Annotated in this window: 13 protein-coding genes; 2 read left to right on the forward strand and 11 right to left on the reverse strand. The window is 60.8% G+C overall.

Annotated features, from left to right (window positions below; genetic code table 11):
- Window positions 1–127 precede the first annotated feature (127 nt).
- From ftsZ to ftsW, 10 genes are all read right to left on the reverse strand, one after another.
- Window positions 128–1,762 (reverse strand): cell division protein FtsZ, encoded by a 1,635-nt coding sequence (gene ftsZ / locus Q1A34_RS04805; RefSeq protein WP_300031484.1) that lies wholly within the window; start codon window positions 1,760–1,762, stop codon window positions 128–130.
- 555 nt (window positions 1,763–2,317) lie between these two features.
- On the reverse strand, window positions 2,318–3,652 hold the full coding sequence (gene ftsA / locus Q1A34_RS04810; protein ID WP_300031487.1) for a cell division protein FtsA: 1,335 nt from the start codon (window positions 3,650–3,652) through the stop codon (window positions 2,318–2,320).
- 3 nt (window positions 3,653–3,655) lie between these two features.
- Window positions 3,656–4,534, reverse strand: a complete 879-nt coding sequence (locus tag Q1A34_RS04815) for a cell division protein FtsQ/DivIB (RefSeq protein WP_300031490.1) — start codon at window positions 4,532–4,534, stop codon at window positions 3,656–3,658.
- The gene (locus Q1A34_RS04820; RefSeq protein ID WP_300032353.1) at window positions 4,522–5,442 is read right to left on the reverse strand and encodes a D-alanine--D-alanine ligase; all 921 of its coding nucleotides are present in this window, start codon (window positions 5,440–5,442) and stop codon (window positions 4,522–4,524) included. Before Q1A34_RS04820 ends, Q1A34_RS04815 begins: the two co-directional genes overlap by 13 nt.
- Window positions 5,443–5,570: 128 nt before the next feature.
- Window positions 5,571–6,488 (reverse strand): UDP-N-acetylmuramate dehydrogenase, encoded by a 918-nt coding sequence (murB, locus tag Q1A34_RS04825; protein ID WP_300031493.1) that lies wholly within the window; start codon window positions 6,486–6,488, stop codon window positions 5,571–5,573.
- A 10-nt stretch (window positions 6,489–6,498) separates the two neighbouring features.
- Window positions 6,499–6,747: a DUF2484 family protein gene (locus Q1A34_RS04830; RefSeq protein WP_300031496.1), complete on the reverse strand. Its 249-nt coding sequence runs from the start codon at window positions 6,745–6,747 to the stop codon at window positions 6,499–6,501.
- Window positions 6,744–6,995 (reverse strand): DUF2484 family protein, encoded by a 252-nt coding sequence (locus Q1A34_RS04835; RefSeq protein ID WP_300031498.1) that lies wholly within the window; start codon window positions 6,993–6,995, stop codon window positions 6,744–6,746. Before Q1A34_RS04835 ends, Q1A34_RS04830 begins: the two co-directional genes overlap by 4 nt.
- Window positions 6,992–8,398 (reverse strand): UDP-N-acetylmuramate--L-alanine ligase, encoded by a 1,407-nt coding sequence (gene murC / locus Q1A34_RS04840; RefSeq protein WP_300031501.1) that lies wholly within the window; start codon window positions 8,396–8,398, stop codon window positions 6,992–6,994. The genes Q1A34_RS04835 and murC overlap by 4 nt, the downstream gene beginning before the upstream one ends.
- Window positions 8,395–9,498: a UDP-N-acetylglucosamine--N-acetylmuramyl-(pentapeptide) pyrophosphoryl-undecaprenol N-acetylglucosamine transferase gene (locus Q1A34_RS04845; RefSeq protein ID WP_300031504.1), complete on the reverse strand. Its 1,104-nt coding sequence runs from the start codon at window positions 9,496–9,498 to the stop codon at window positions 8,395–8,397. The genes murC and Q1A34_RS04845 overlap by 4 nt, the downstream gene beginning before the upstream one ends.
- Complete coding sequence (gene ftsW / locus Q1A34_RS04850) at window positions 9,495–10,664, reverse strand: putative lipid II flippase FtsW (RefSeq protein WP_300031506.1); 1,170 nt, start codon at window positions 10,662–10,664, stop codon at window positions 9,495–9,497. The genes Q1A34_RS04845 and ftsW overlap by 4 nt, the downstream gene beginning before the upstream one ends.
- Window positions 10,665–10,799: 135 nt before the next feature.
- On the opposite strand from ftsW, the gene Q1A34_RS04855 reads away from it, so the two are divergent.
- Window positions 10,800–11,981 carry an NAD(P)/FAD-dependent oxidoreductase gene (locus Q1A34_RS04855; RefSeq protein ID WP_300031509.1) on the forward strand — a complete coding sequence of 394 codons (1,182 nt, stop codon included), beginning with the start codon at window positions 10,800–10,802 and terminating at the stop codon, window positions 11,979–11,981.
- Here Q1A34_RS04855 and murD read toward each other — a convergent pair whose 3' ends face one another.
- Window positions 11,982–13,376 (reverse strand): UDP-N-acetylmuramoyl-L-alanine--D-glutamate ligase, encoded by a 1,395-nt coding sequence (gene murD / locus Q1A34_RS04860; protein ID WP_300031512.1) that lies wholly within the window; start codon window positions 13,374–13,376, stop codon window positions 11,982–11,984.
- 497 nt (window positions 13,377–13,873) lie between these two features.
- On the opposite strand from murD, the gene Q1A34_RS04865 reads away from it, so the two are divergent.
- Window positions 13,874–14,476, forward strand: coding sequence for a GNAT family N-acetyltransferase (locus Q1A34_RS04865; protein WP_300031515.1), 603 nt, complete (start codon window positions 13,874–13,876; stop codon window positions 14,474–14,476).
- Window positions 14,477–14,536: the final 60 nt, after the last annotated feature.

The following is a 14,536-nucleotide window of genomic DNA, read 5'->3' on the forward strand; positions in this document are numbered from 1 at the left end:
CTTTGCAACGGACTGAAACACTCCTGTTACATTTCGGCATAAAGGCGCTGCACCTCTTTTACCCCATTGATTTCAAACAAAAACGGGCCGCCAGACAGCGACCCGTTTGAGTGTATTTGTGAAGGATTCAGTTGGCCTGGCGGCGCAGAAATGCCGGGATTTCGATACGTTCCTGGTCAGGGTCAGCCTGATCCTGTGGCATCGGTGCCGGGGCTGCTGTGCGCTGCTGTACCTGAGGCTGTTGCCGCGGTGCAGCAGGAGCTGCCCCCTCGCCATGGCCGGTCATCCGGTTGATCAGCGAATTGATGCCAAAGCGCGGGCGATCCTCCTGGCTTCCGGCAGGACCGGTCTCCGCCGGGCGTGCTGCCGGATGCGGTGCTGCTTTTTCCGCCGCCGCCCGCAGACGGGCCATTGCTTCGGGTGATGGCGTGCCGGGCGCAGGCGCGCGGGGCGCAACAAAGCTTTCAGGTGCCGGCTCTTCTTCGCGGGCAGGTTCGAACGCAGCAACCTGTGGCTGATATGCGGGTGCGGGCAGATCATCCTCTGCCGCCTGCGCGCTGTGTTCTTCGCCAAAGATGTCCTCTGACATGCCCGACGTATCCTGCGCCTCGGCATCCAGCTCACGGAAAAGCGACGGCTCTTCTGCAGCTTCGGCGACACGGGTCTCCGGGCTTTCTGGGTATTGCGTTGCAGAGGCGGCAACCGCGGCGGGTGCGACTTCTTCAACCGCTTCTGCCGCTGTGCGCAGGGGCTGCGACATGGAACGGCGCGGAACCGGCATTTCCGTATTTACCTCAGATGCATCTATGCCTGTGGCCACGACACTCACACGCATCAGACCACCCATGTCGGTATCCAGCGTGGAGCCGACGATAATGTTGGCTTCCGGATCAACTTCTTCGCGGATGCGGTTGGCCGCTTCATCCAGTTCGAACAGGGTCAGGTCATGGCCACCGGTGATGTTAATAAGCACACCCTTGGCACCGCGCAGACTGATTTCGTCCAGCAGCGGGTTGGCAATCGCTTTTTCAGCTGCCTGAACGGCGCGATCTTCACCATCGGATTCTCCGGTGCCCATCATCGCCTTGCCCATCTCGTCCATCACGGCGCGGACATCTGCAAAGTCGAGGTTGATCAGACCCGGACGCACCATAAGGTCGGTCACGCCCTTTACGCCCTGGTAAAGAACGTCGTCCGCCATCGAAAAGGCTTCGGTGAAAGTGGTTTTCTCATTGGCCAGACGGAACAGGTTCTGGTTGGGAATGATGATCAGGGTGTCCACAACTTTTTGCAGCGCCTCAACACCGTCCTCGGCCTGACGCATGCGCTTGGCACCCTCAAACTGGAAGGGTTTGGTGACAACACCGACGGTCAGCACACCCAGTTCGCGCGCGGCCTGAGCAATGATCGGTGCAGCCCCCGTGCCCGTGCCACCGCCCATCCCGGCCGTGATAAAGCACATATGCGCGCCGGCCAGATGATCAACGATCTCTTCGATACTTTCTTCGGCGGCAGCGGCACCCACAGAAGCGCGCGCCCCGGCGCCCAGGCCTTCGGTGACTTTTACGCCGAGTTGTACGCGGTTTTCAGATTTTGCCTGCTGCAGCGCCTGCGCATCGGTGTTTGCAACGACAAATTCAACACCGTCGAGCTCTTTCTCGATCATATTGTTGACGGCATTGCCGCCAGCACCACCCACGCCGAACACGGTGATACGGGGTTTCAGATCGCCCTGCCCGGGCATCGCGAGAGTAAGAGCCATTGTGTAATCCGCCTGTGCTGAATGCCCGCATTCGCGGGTGTTTTTGTCGTACTGTTCCGCGCTGACTTTACCTGCTGGCGCACACAGGGTCACGTAAAAAACGCAAATTTGCCACAAAATGTAGCGATTTGGCGCACATCAGCCGCTTCAGACGGGTGTTCACAGCAAGATGTTGCGCATTTCAACAATCCGACACCTGGCAGCACGCAAACTTCTGCCGAGCGCGTCGCATCCAGTGCGCGCGGGCTGTTAGTGATTCACCGATGTGTGACGCCTGCTCGATCGCCGGGGGCCTCTGACGGACCTTACCAAAAGTATATCACGCGGCGCATATCCGGTCACGCGATTCGTTGTGTCCGAACGATTGCGAGAGAGGATTATGGTTTCTTTTTCTGCGGGCGGAACGGCAGGGAATTCGGACAAATTGGCGATCACTTTAACAGAGGCTCATAGCCACTTGTAAAAAGTAACAAAAGCTGACCTGTCTCCTCAAAACAGCTTAAAACAGATCATCACCGCACAAATGACCTCTCAAACGGCTCCAGGGCTGCGCCCTTACCAGTTGTCGCGGAACCATTTGACGGCCCGCTTCAGCGACCGGTTGGGATAGCTGTCAGCGGGGATGTCAAAATCCCACCATTCGTCCTGCGGATGCGCCGCAAAGAGAGACAGCCCCACCACAGACGAGAATGCCGGACCTGTTGCGGCCTGCGGCAGACCATGCACCCGCAGCGGTCGTCCCAGCCGCACCTGCTGGCCCAGTATCTTGCTGGCCAGACCGTCCAGCCCGGGGATCTGACTGCCACCGCCTGTCAGAACAATCTGCTGGCTGGGCAGATGATCAAACCCGGCGGCGTCCAGACGGGCGCGCACCTCTTCCAGGATCTCTTCAACGCGCGGGCGCATGATGCCAATCACCTCGGCACGGCTGGCGGTGCGCCGGTCATGCTCAAAGTCGCCGGTATCTCCACCAATTTCGATCATCTCACGGTCATCGACTCCGGTAGCATGTACGCCGCCGTAGAATGTCTTGATCCGTTCTGCATTGGCCGTCGGAATCTGCAGCCCCATTGATATGTCCGATGTGACGTGATCCCCGCCCATGCGCACGGTGTCAGCAAAAATCATGTGCTTCTTGATAAAGATCGACACGCCGGTGCTGCCACCGCCCAGATCAATACAGGCCGCACCAAGCTCCTGCTCGTCCTCAACCAGCGAAGAATACCCGCTGACATAAGCAGAGGACGCAATACCTGCGAGTTCGAGATCACAGCGTTTGATGCAATGCGCCAGATGCTGAACCGCCTGGCCATCAACCGTCAGCATATGCATGTCCACAGACAGCGCATTGCCCATCTGGCCCCGGGGATCTACCAGCCCCGAACGGTGATCGATTGCAAAGTTCACCGGCTGGGCATGCAGGACTTCGCGACCAGCGCCATAGTCAGGCACATCACAGGCCGCCATGACACGGGCGACGTCTTCCTCGGTTACCTCGCGTCCGTCCAGAGGCACCTGCGCGTCCAGCCCATAAGACCGCGGCTCTGCCCCGGCGAAACAGGCGATGACATGATCCACACGGATGCCGGCCATTTTCTGCGCACCCTGCAACGCCGTGCGGATGGCACGTTCGGTTTCCTGCATCGCACAGATTTCGCCAAACCGGACACCGCGCGACCGGGTCGTGGCGGCACCAATGACCCGGAATGCAGACTGCCCCGCCAGAGAACCGATCTCGCCCTCTTCACCAACGGGTCCCGCGCCGTCAAAGCGCAGAACAAGGCAGGAGATTTTGGAGCTGCCAACGTCCAGAATTGCCACAACACCGCGTTGCATGGCTGCCTTGCGCATCTGACGCATCTGGCGCTGGTTCTCATACACATCGTTCATCGGTTACTGCCCTGATACCTGTCGAATTTCCCACCATTCTCCGGTGGCATACTCTGTCATCTGTACGACCGGGCGCTGCCCCAGCCGCAGATCAATACGTCGGATGTCACGCGCCAGAACATCCTGTGCTCCATCCATCGCAATGACGCGATCCAGCGCTTCATCCGCACCCTCTTCGGGCAGCAGAATGCGCTGGTTGCGGTCGAGCACGATATCCCATCGGCGATCGCCGATACGGACAATCCCGCGCAGCCTGCTGCCCAGCGGCGCCGCCGCCAGGTAGAGCGAAAGCGCCTCCTTAACGCGCTTGTCCGCCCCCTGCCCGGCAATCAGCGGCAGGTCTGGCCGCACCATGCGACGCGGGATTGTTTCCACATGCGCGCCGGTCACATCGATCAGCGACAGACCTTCCGCTGTGCGCCAGATCACCACCGGCCTGCGCGGCTCAACCTCCACCTGCAGCACACCGCCCGGGCGGATCCGCACCGTTGCCGATTTCACCGGACTCAGCTCTGAAATGGCCGCCCGTATCGCCGGCAGGTCCAGATCAAACGAACTGACCGGGAAATTCTGCGGGATCACTTCGCGGATTTCGGCCGCCAGCGTGTCACCGGCACCATCAACAGTCATCAGTTGCACCATGAATTCAGGCCGGGCTTCGAAACTGGCACGTGCTTCGAACACCGTGTCGCGGACCATTTGCCTGTTGCTTTCGTCCGCCAGCCACATCGTACCGGCCCCAAAGCCAATAGCCAGCGGCAGACCCGCCCGCAACATCAGCCGGAATGCCGGTGTGAGCATCAGCCGCTGCATCCGCCAGGACCAGCGAGACGGTGCAGGATCACAGGCCGATTGTCTGCGTCGGGCTATCAGCGATCGCATGAGGCGTCCTCCACCATCCAGGAACAGAGCTGACCAAAACTCATCCCACACACCTGCGCCTGTTCAGGCGTCAGCGACGTGGCGGTCATGCCGGGCTGCGTATTTGTTTCGAGCAAAATGAGGCCGTCGGTGCCACGGCTTTCGTCCCAGCGAAAATCAGTACGGCTCACACCACGACAGCCCAGCACCCGGTGCGCGCGCAGGGCATAGTCGAGGCAGAGCTCAAAAATCCCGCCGGGCAGGTCGGCAGGCACAACATGGCGCGAGCCACCGGGTTTGTATTTGGCGTCATAATCATACCAGCCGTCGGTCAGGATATCGGTGACCGTCAGCGCGCGGTCGCCCATCACCGTAGTTGTCAGCTCACGTCCTGGCGCAAAGGCTTCAACCATCACCTCATCCGGCATGTCGTGTGCGAGAGCGGGTGGGCCATTGCTGTCCTCGTGCACCAGATAGATGCCGACAGAGGAGCCTTCGTTGTTGGGTTTGACCACATAGGGCGGCGCCATCACGTGGCCCGCACGCACATCGCCGGCCTTCGCAATGATACTGGGGACGGTTGGCAGCCCTGCCGTGTCAAAGGCATCTTTGCTGCGCTGCTTGTCCATCGCCAGGGCCGAGGCCAGCACACCGGAATGCGAATACGGGACTTTCATCCATTCCAGCAACCCCTGTACGCAGCCGTCTTCGCCCCAGCGTCCGTGCAGACAGTTGAGAACAGCGCCGGGCGAAACATCTGTGAGAACAGCACAAAGATCGGGCCCGGCATCTACCGTGACCACGTTGTACCCTTCTTCCCGCAAAGCGTCAGCGCAGGCCTGCCCGCTGGACAGAGACACTTCGCGCTCAGCCGAAGGTCCGCCCATTAATACTGCCACTTTGGAGGGTGTCCTGCCCGACTTACCCACCTTGGTGCCTCTGTCAGGGCCCTCTGGCCCCATGTGTTTGCGTTAATCTCCGGCTTATTGCCGGTTCACCGTCTGTTTTTTGTTCATCCGAGCGTGGCGGTTTATGGTTAACCGGGGGTTAATTCCCCCTACTTTTCGCCGACCCGCATGATTTCCCATTCTAGCGTGATCCCGCTTTGGGCGTAAACCTTTTTTCGCACGTCTTCGCCCAATCCCTCCAGATCCGCCGCCGTTGCGTCACCGGTGTTGATCAGGAAGTTCGAATGCTTTTCGCTCATCTGTGCCCCGCCACGCCGCGCGCCGCGCATTCCTGCGTCATCGATCACTTTCCAAGCCTTGAGATCGTGCACATCATCTGCGCGCCCGGTTGACGAAAACCCCGCCGGGTTGCGAAACGTAGAGCCCGCACTGCGGTCTTTGGTGGGCTGGGTTGCGTCGCGTTTTGCCAGCTGGTCTGCCATCCGGGCATGGAGGCTGTCCGGATCACCCCGGGGTGCCTCAAACACGGCAGTTGTCAGCACGGCACCTTCCGGCAGCGCACTGCTGCGGTATTCCAGACCAAGATCAGCGGCCGGAATGGTGACCTGCGCGCCATCCCGCGTGACCGCCTGAACCTCGACCAGAACATCCGCCGTGTAGCTGCCGTAGCATCCTGCGTTCATGCGCACCGCCCCGCCGATACTGCCGGGAATAGTCCGCAGGAAGGTCAGATCCAGACCGGCATCTGCCGCCTTGCGCGCCACATGGGCATCCAGCGCTGCCGCGCCCGCTGTCACCCTGGTACCATCGCAGGAGATGTTGTTAAAACCACGGCCCAGGCGGATGACGACCGCATGCAACCCACCGTCGCGCACGATCAGATTTGACCCTACGCCCATGGGAAACACCCGCACTTGTGCTGGCAGAGCAGACAGAAAAGCACACAGGTCCTCTGTGTCAGCGGGCTGAAAGAGCCAGTCCGCCGGCCCGCCCACGCGCAGCCAGGTCAGATCACTGAGCAGGCGGGAAGCGGTCAGCCTGCCACGGACATCGGGCATTTCTGTCATGCTGTCTCTCTTAGCGCAGAGTGAGGCGTCTGATCCAGCGGCCCAGGTAGATCACTGGCCAGCGCAGAACCGACATGCCGGCAGCCAGCACAAGCATACCGATCCAGGGGCCATGCGACCAGGTCACCAGCCCGACAATCGGAATGCCCAGAGCAATGAGCAGATAGGCGTTGCGCCAGTGGTGATCACGGCTGGGCGTCATGGCCAGCACATTGGCTATCAGAGCCCAGAGGGCGGCAAGGATCAGAGGAAGGCTCATCGTGGGATCTCCGGACGCTCGCCCCGGGCACGGGCCAGAAAATACCGCAGCGGATTGCGGAACATGGACACAAAGGCAAAAAGTGCAAAAGCGGCGATCCACCAGCTCCACGTCAGACCGGCCAGGATAATCAGCACAGGCGCCATGGCCAGCAGAGCCACGCCAGGCACGTATTGCAGTCGCATCGGCAACATGGCGACCGCTGCCGACGCGAGCACCCAGAAAATACAGGCCCAGAACAGCATCATGCAGCGCCTTTGTGCAGCCGTGCGGGCAGTTCGTTTGCCCAGGCGCTGATCGTCCCGGCCCCAAGACAGACCACCATGTCGCCGGGTCGCGCCTGTTCGCGCACCAGACGTTCCAGATCCTCCTCGCCCACGACGGCGCGTGCGTGGCGATGGCCGTGGCGGATCAGACCCGCGACCAGATCATCGCGCGAAGCCCCTTCTATCGGCTCTTCGCCGGCCGCAAAAACCTCGGCAATCCCAACGACATCGGCATCATTGAAACAGGCGCAGAATTCTTCGAAATGATGGCTCAGCCGACTGTACCGGTGCGGCTGATGCACGGCAATCACGCGCCCCTCAGTGGCCTGGCGCGCAGCTTTCAGCACCGCGGTAATTTCAACCGGGTGATGGCCGTAGTCGTCGATGATCGTCACCCCGTCAACTTCGCCCACACGGGTAAAGCGGCGGTTAACGCCACCAAACGCGGCTAATGCTTTCTTAATCTCTTCGCCCTTCATGCCGAGATGGCGCGCGACGGCCACTGCCGACAGAGCATTGGATACGTTGTGATCGCCCGGCATCGGCAGACTGCACCCTTTGATCACGATATCCTCGGCCTGCAGCGCAACGTCGAAATGCGCGATCCCGCCTTTGTAGGTCAGATTTACCGCCCGGACGTCCGCCTGAGCGTTAAAGCCATAGGTCATCACCCTGCGGTCGCTGATGCGCCCGACCAGTGCCTGGACATCCGGGTCATCTGTGCAGCAGACCGCCAGACCATAAAATGGAATGTTCGACACAAAGTCATAAAACCCCTGATGCAGCGCCTCTTCGGTGCCCCAGTGCTCCATATGCTCGGGGTCGATATTGGTCACGATGGCGATGGTCGCAGGCAGGCGGTTAAAGGTGCCGTCGCTTTCGTCGGCCTCTACCACCATCCATTCGCCCTCGCCCGCCCGCGCGTTCGAGCCGTAGGCATGAATGATCCCGCCGTTCACAACGGTCGGGTCAAAATCTCCTGCATCGAGCAACGTGGCCACCATGGTCGTGGTGGTCGTTTTGCCGTGTGTCCCGGCCACCGCAATATTGGACTTGAGCCGCATCAGCTCTGCCAGCATCTCGGCCCGCCGGACAATCGGCAGCCCCCGCGCACGCGCGGCATCAAGCTCCGTATTACCGGATTTGATCGCGCTAGAAATCACCACGACCTCTGCGTTGTCGATGTTGTCTGCCTGCTGGCCCTCAAAAACGGTCGCACCCAGGTCTTGAAGCCGCCGTGTGATCGGCGTGGATTTCAGATCGGACCCCTGCACGGTATATCCGTGGTTCAGCAGCACTTCTGCGATCCCTGACATCCCGATCCCGCCGATGCCGACGAAATGGATCGGGCCCACATCTCCGGGCAGTTTGGTTGCGGCACTCATGTTTCATATCCTCTTGCGGCCAGCCGCTCGACCATTGCAGCCAGCAGCTCTGTCGCTTCCGGCTTGCCGAATCTGGCCGCCGAGCGCGCCATTTGCATCGCGCCGTCCGGATTGTCCAGCACCGACATGATCATCTCGGTCAGGGCCTCGACGCTGGCCTTGGATTCCGGCACCATGATGGCGCCCCCCGCCTCGACCAGCCCGCGCGCATTGGCTGTCTGGTGATCACCCGTAGCAGCAGCAAAGGGGATCAGCACAGAGGGTCGCCCGATCACAGAGATATCCGCCACCGACGACGCGCCCGAGCGGCTGATGACCAGCTGTGCCTCGGACATACGCCGGGGGACATCCTCAAAGAATGGTCTGACTTCGGCGCGGATGTTGTGTTCGCGGTAAAAGCCCTCAACCCGTTCCAGGTCTTCTTCGCGGGCCTGATGGCTGACGCGGATGTTGTCCAGAATACGCATGGGCAGCCCGGCGACGGCCGGCGGCACCACATCGCTCAGAATGCGGGCGCCCTGGCTGCCACCGATCACCAGCAGCTCCATCGGGTAGTCACCCGGAGAAATATAGCCCGCCTCGACCCTGTCCAGCACAGCACCGCGCACCGGATTGCCCGTATGCTCGCCGATCACGCCCTCGGGCAGGTCCGTGGGCCAGGTGCCGCAGGCGATCGCCTCCACACGGGTGGCAAAGGCTCTGTTGACGCGCCCCAGCACGCCGTTCTGCTCATGGATCATCCGCGGCAGTTTCAGCACAAAGGCCGCGGACATTGCCGGGATTGTCGGATATCCGCCAAACCCGACCACAACCGCGGGCCGGTCACGGCGCATCCTGACCAGAGCCCCAAGGACGCCCGCACCAATCCGGAACGGTGCGGCCGCTTTGGCCACAATCCCGCCGCGGGCAAAGGTTGCGCTGCTGATCTCTTCAATCTCTGTCCCGTCCGGAAAAGCACCGGTATAGCGGGCGCCCCGCGCATCTGTTGACAGCCTGACGCGCCAGCCTTTGGCCAGCATCGCCTCTGCCAGAGCCTGAGCGGGAAACATATGCCCGCCGGTGCCACCGGCAGCAATCAGCAAAAGCGGTTTGCCTGTCATCTGGAACGCCCGCGTGTCAGAAGGTCACTGATTTCGCCCTGCGGCCGGGTGCGGGTAAATGCCAGCAGCATGCCCACTGCAATGCCCGACGCTATGACCGAAGAACCGCCATAGCTGACAAAAGGCAGCGTCATCCCTTTGGCCGGTAAAAGCCGGACAGCAACGCCCATGTTGATCATGGCCTGGACACCAAGGGTGCAGGCCAGACCCGTACCCGCCAGCCGGATAAAGGTATCCCGCTCGCGCACCAGACGCATCAGCGAGCGGATGACCACAGTGGCATAAAGCGCAATGATCACCAGCACCAGGATCAGACCATACTCTTCTGCGGCAACGGCGATGATGAAATCCGTATGCGCGTCAGGCAAAGACCATTTGACCTGCCCCTCGCCCACGCCGACGCCGAAAAGCCCCCCCTCGCGGATCGCATTGGCGGCATAGCCAAGCTGCGTGGTCGGGTCGATATCTGTAGAAAGAAAACCGTCAATCCGTCGGGCAAAGTGCTCGGAATTGGCATAGGCCAGCGTGCCCCCGGCCACGGCCAGAAGCGCCATTCCCACCAGCAGGACCATCGGCGCACCGGCCACAAAATACATCACGCCCCAGGCAAAGAGAACCAGACAGGCCTGTCCGAAATCGGGCTGGAGCGCCAGCATCAGCACAATCGAGATACACAGCGCGAAAGACCACGTTTTGCCGGGTGGGCCGTTCAGATCAGCCGAGGCCGCCATCATCCAGGCGGCTGCCACGACAAACCCGGGCTTGAGGAATTCAGATGGCTGAACGGCAGCAAACCCGAGGCCGTACCAGCGCACCGCCCCTTTGCCAAAATCCGTGCCGAAAAAGGGCAGCAGCGCCAGCGCGACAAAGGCCACCAGAAACCCCAGCACCGCAAGCCTGCGCACCAGAACCGGCGACATCATCGACGTGATCAGCATCGCCACCAGAGCGATTGCCCCGAAAAACGCCTGACGCTGCACATAATGAAAGGGCTCGAACCCGTTTTTCGCAGCCAGGGGCGGCGAGGCCGCCAGACCCAGCAACAGCCCCACAGCAAAGAGAATGAGGATGCACGACATCGCCCATTTGTCGATCGTCCGCCACCATTTCGGGAGGATCGGCTCGCCATCGCGAACCGGGACTGCACCATAGACCATTTCTGTCATGGAAGCCTGCCTTGATTGTTTACACTGCCGATACGCCCCTTTGCGGGGTCTGATTTGGCAATAGTAACCTGAAAAGACGTTTCACACCAGCCTGAACCCTTGTCTTTATGGTTAATTCGCGCCAGTTCGCGGGGTATGGACTGTGATACCCTGATCATCGGCGCCGGAGCCGCCGGCATGATGTGCGCCGCACATGCACCGGGTCGCGTTCTGATTGTTGATCATGCAAAGGCTCCCGGGGAGAAAATCCGCATCTCCGGCGGGGGGCGCTGCAATTTTACCAACTTCTACTGTGACCCCGGGGCGTTTCTGTCGCAAAACCCACATTTCGCGAAATCGGCGCTGGCGCGTTATACGCAGTGGGATTTTATTGAACTTGTCGACCGGCACGGGATTGCCTGGCACGAAAAAACACTGGGACAGCTTTTCTGCGATACTTCTGCCAAAGATATCATCGCGATGCTGCGCAGGATGATTCAGGCCAACGGCGCAGAGCTAAGTTTGCAAACTTCGGTTTCAGCATTTGCAAAAACGCCGGAAGGGTTCTCAGCCACGCTGGAACAGAACGGATCCGGCAAAACGGTAACGGCGGCCAACGTCGTTGTTGCAACCGGTGGGAAATCCATCCCCAAAATGGGTGCAACCGGATTTGCCTACACGCTGGCCGAACAGTTTAACCTGCCGGTGACAGACACGCGTCCCGCCCTTGTGCCTTTCACTTTCTCAGACAGACGTTTTGCAGCAATTTCAGGCGTTTCCACTCCAGCACGCGTCACTGCAGGAACAACAGGCTTTGAAGAAGCGCTGCTGTTTACGCACCGTGGCCTGTCGGGGCCGGCGGTTTTGCAGGCCTCCAGTTACTGGCGGGAAGGCGAAGCGGTCACAGTCAATCTGTCGCCTGGCGGGTCCCTGGCCAAAGCTCTGCGCGACAGACGCCACCACGCCGGACGCCGCAATCTGACCACCGAACTGGCCGCACTGCTGCCTGGGCGGCTTGTGGATCATCTGGCGGGTGAAATGGATCTGAGCGGGAACCTCGCGGACCAGTCCGATCAGCGCCTGTCAGAGATCGGGCAGAGGCTGGAAAACTGGTCGCTGCACCCGTCAGGCACCGAAGGATACCGCACGGCAGAAGTGACCCTGGGCGGCATCGACACCGACGCGCTTTCATCACGCACCATGGAAGCCAGGACCGTCCCAGGCCTTTATTTTACAGGCGAAGCCGTGGATGTGACAGGGTGGCTGGGCGGCTACAACTTCCAGTGGGCATGGGCCTCCGGCATGGCGGCAGCGCGTGCCCTGGGTGCGCCCGGCTGATCAGAGGTGTTTTGCCACTTCTGCCGCGAAATCGTCCCCGCGCTGCTCAAAGTTGTCATACTGATCAAAGCTGGCTGCCGCCGGTGCGAGAAGAACCACATCCCCCACCTCGGCCTCGGCGACCGCGCGCGCTACAGCCTGCGCCATGGTTGTGCAGACCTCCGCCTCTATGGGCAGCCGCAGCGCAAATCCGGCGGCCTCGCGCCCGATCACATAGGCTTTGCGCACCGTCTGTGCAGCGACGTCGATCCCTGGCAGGCCGCCCTCTTTGGCCAGACCGCCGCAGATCCAGCGGATATTCTGAAAGGCGGACAGCGCCTTGATCGCTGCATCGGCGTTGGTGGCCTTGCTGTCATTGACAAAACGCACGCCCTCCCGCTCTGCGATGAGCTGGCTGCGGTGCGGCAGACCGCCAAAACTGTGCAACGCCGCCTCGATCACTTTGGGGGCCAGCCCAAGGGCGCGGCAGACACTCCAGGCCGCACAGGCGTTCTGGTGATTGTGCGCCCCGGGCAGCCCGGGAATGGCGCGCAGGTCTACCGACGCGACCTGACGGCCTTTGCGGTACTCTGACAAAAACCCTTTGCGCACAAAGACATGCCAGCCGGGGCCTGTGAGTTTCCGGTTCACAGATATGCGGATCACGCGCTCGTCTCCGCCCCCCTCGGACAGCTGACCGGCGAGAAACAGGCCCTCGTCCTCGTCGATGCCGATCACGGCACGGTCCGGGCCGCCTTCGGCAAACAGACGGCGCTTGGCCGCGAAATACCCGCCCATGCCGCCGTGCCGGTCCAGATGATCCGGCGACAGATTTGTGAACACGGCGATATCCGGCGTGAGACTGCGCGCGAGGTCGCTCTGGTAGCTGGAGAGTTCAAGCACGACCACCTCTGCGTCATGGGGCGGATCGATGTCGAGCACCCCGCGCCCGATGTTTCCGGCCAGCTGGCAGGGGCGGCCCGTTGCGGTCAGAATATGGTGGATCAGCGCGGAAGTCGTTGATTTTCCGTTAGAACCTGTAACGGCCACCACCCGGGGCGCGGTATCAAAGCTGTCCCAGTCGCCCGTGGCAAAAGACTGGAAAAAGAGCCCGATGTCGTTGTCCACCGGGACACCGGCCTGCTGTGCGGCGGCGACAACCGGGTTGGGCGCGGGATAGAGATGCGGGATGCCCGGACTGACGATCAGCCGGTCGATGCCCTCAAAATGCTGATGGGTTTTCAGATGCTTACAGGTGAACCCTTCGGCTTCGGCCCGGGCGCGGGCCTCAACGTTGTCGTCCCAGCAAAGCGGCATGGCGCCCCCTGCCGCGAGCGCGCGCGCGGCGCTGAGCCCGCTGCGGCCCAGACCCAGCACGGCGATGGTTTGTCCTGTTACCCCTGCGACCGGAATCACGCCTGGCCCCCCTGTTGATTGCTGGGCGGACAGTGCCGTGCTGCGCGGGCAGGAGCAAGGTGGTTAATGGGCCGTGCGGGCGCGCAGGGGGCCTGCGCGCGCGACTCACCCGGTTTGTCATAGTTAACAGGGGGCCGGGGCGGATTTTCAACGTCGGTATAACGTCGGTATTTTGTCGGTATTACGTCGGTGCACGGGTCGGTGCGGGGGTGGGTTAACAGCGCGCGCGGTGGGGTTTGTTAAGGATTTTGGGGTGGGATGGGATTGATGAGGACTTACGCGTTCGGCAGGCAGGCGTTTTTGGTTCTTTCTAAGAGCGCGGGGCCCGGTCGCCATTGTTCGACAGGGCTCCTGCCTGAAAGCCCCAGCAGGTGAAGCCTACGACACCGATGCGCAGGAAACGGGTTTTGCAAAGTTCGAGCTAGATCCCGACAACGGACCTTCATGCTGATTGCGGCGAAAGACGGCTACGAGGCCAACTTGACCAATGCTGCGCGTTGAACGAATGTCAGGTTATACAGAGGCTTTCTGAGGCCAACAAGATGAGGTTGCTTAGACCGAGCATCGAACACATTCCCGCTTATGTCTCCGCTCTGCGAAAGGGCTGGTCGCCAGACAATTTGCGGTCTGAAGCCGCGCAAGAGCAAATTGAAAGCATCGAAAGTGATGCCGCATCATTTGTTTCAAATCTTGATGACCCATCAGCAAAGGCCGGACCGGTTACACTTCCAGATGGGTCGAAAGTGCCCCGCTTGCCAAGTATTCGTAGATGGATATGGGATGGTGAATTTTGCGGCCACATAGGTTTACGCTGGAAACCGGGTACAGAAGAGCTCCCGCCCACCTGTTCGGGTCACATCGGGTACGCTGTTGTACCTTGGCGGCGGGGAGAGGGATTGGCGTCTGCCGCACTTGTAGCAATTCTTCCAGAGGCTAAAGCTGTTGGCTTGAAGTACGTCGAAATCACGACCAGCCCAGACAATCCCGCATCTGTGCGGGTCATCGAAAAGGCAGGCGGCGCATTGATAAGAACTTACGTTGCCGAAATGGCACTTGGTGGGCATGAGACGTTGGAATTCAAAATCTCACTTACAGCCTGAGTCGAATCCCGAACAGCAGACATCCCCCTTCAAGTTCACAACGGCAGCAAAGTCCCGCTC

This window comes from uncultured Roseobacter sp., from assembly GCF_947491795.1.
Classification (GTDB): Bacteria; Pseudomonadota; Alphaproteobacteria; order Rhodobacterales; family Rhodobacteraceae; genus Roseobacter.

Excerpts from the sequence above, each read along its gene's own strand:
- ftsZ (WP_300031484.1), bottom strand. The coding sequence starts at position 1,762 with ATGGCTCTTACTCTCGCGATGCCCGGGCAGGGCGATCTGAAACCCCGT.
- ftsA (WP_300031487.1), bottom strand. The coding sequence starts at position 3,652 with ATGAACGATGTGTATGAGAACCAGCGCCAGATGCGTCAGATGCGCAAG.
- Q1A34_RS04815 (WP_300031490.1), bottom strand. The coding sequence starts at position 4,534 with ATGCGATCGCTGATAGCCCGACGCAGACAATCGGCCTGTGATCCTGCA.
- murB (WP_300031493.1), bottom strand. The coding sequence starts at position 6,488 with ATGACAGAAATGCCCGATGTCCGTGGCAGGCTGACCGCTTCCCGCCTG.
- Q1A34_RS04830 (WP_300031496.1), bottom strand. The coding sequence starts at position 6,747 with ATGAGCCTTCCTCTGATCCTTGCCGCCCTCTGGGCTCTGATAGCCAAT.
- Q1A34_RS04835 (WP_300031498.1), bottom strand. The coding sequence starts at position 6,995 with ATGATGCTGTTCTGGGCCTGTATTTTCTGGGTGCTCGCGTCGGCAGCG.
- murC (WP_300031501.1), bottom strand. The coding sequence starts at position 8,398 with ATGAGTGCCGCAACCAAACTGCCCGGAGATGTGGGCCCGATCCATTTC.
- Q1A34_RS04845 (WP_300031504.1), bottom strand. The coding sequence starts at position 9,498 with ATGACAGGCAAACCGCTTTTGCTGATTGCTGCCGGTGGCACCGGCGGG.
- ftsW (WP_300031506.1), bottom strand. The coding sequence starts at position 10,664 with ATGACAGAAATGGTCTATGGTGCAGTCCCGGTTCGCGATGGCGAGCCG.
- Q1A34_RS04855 (WP_300031509.1), top strand. The coding sequence starts at position 10,800 with ATGGACTGTGATACCCTGATCATCGGCGCCGGAGCCGCCGGCATGATG.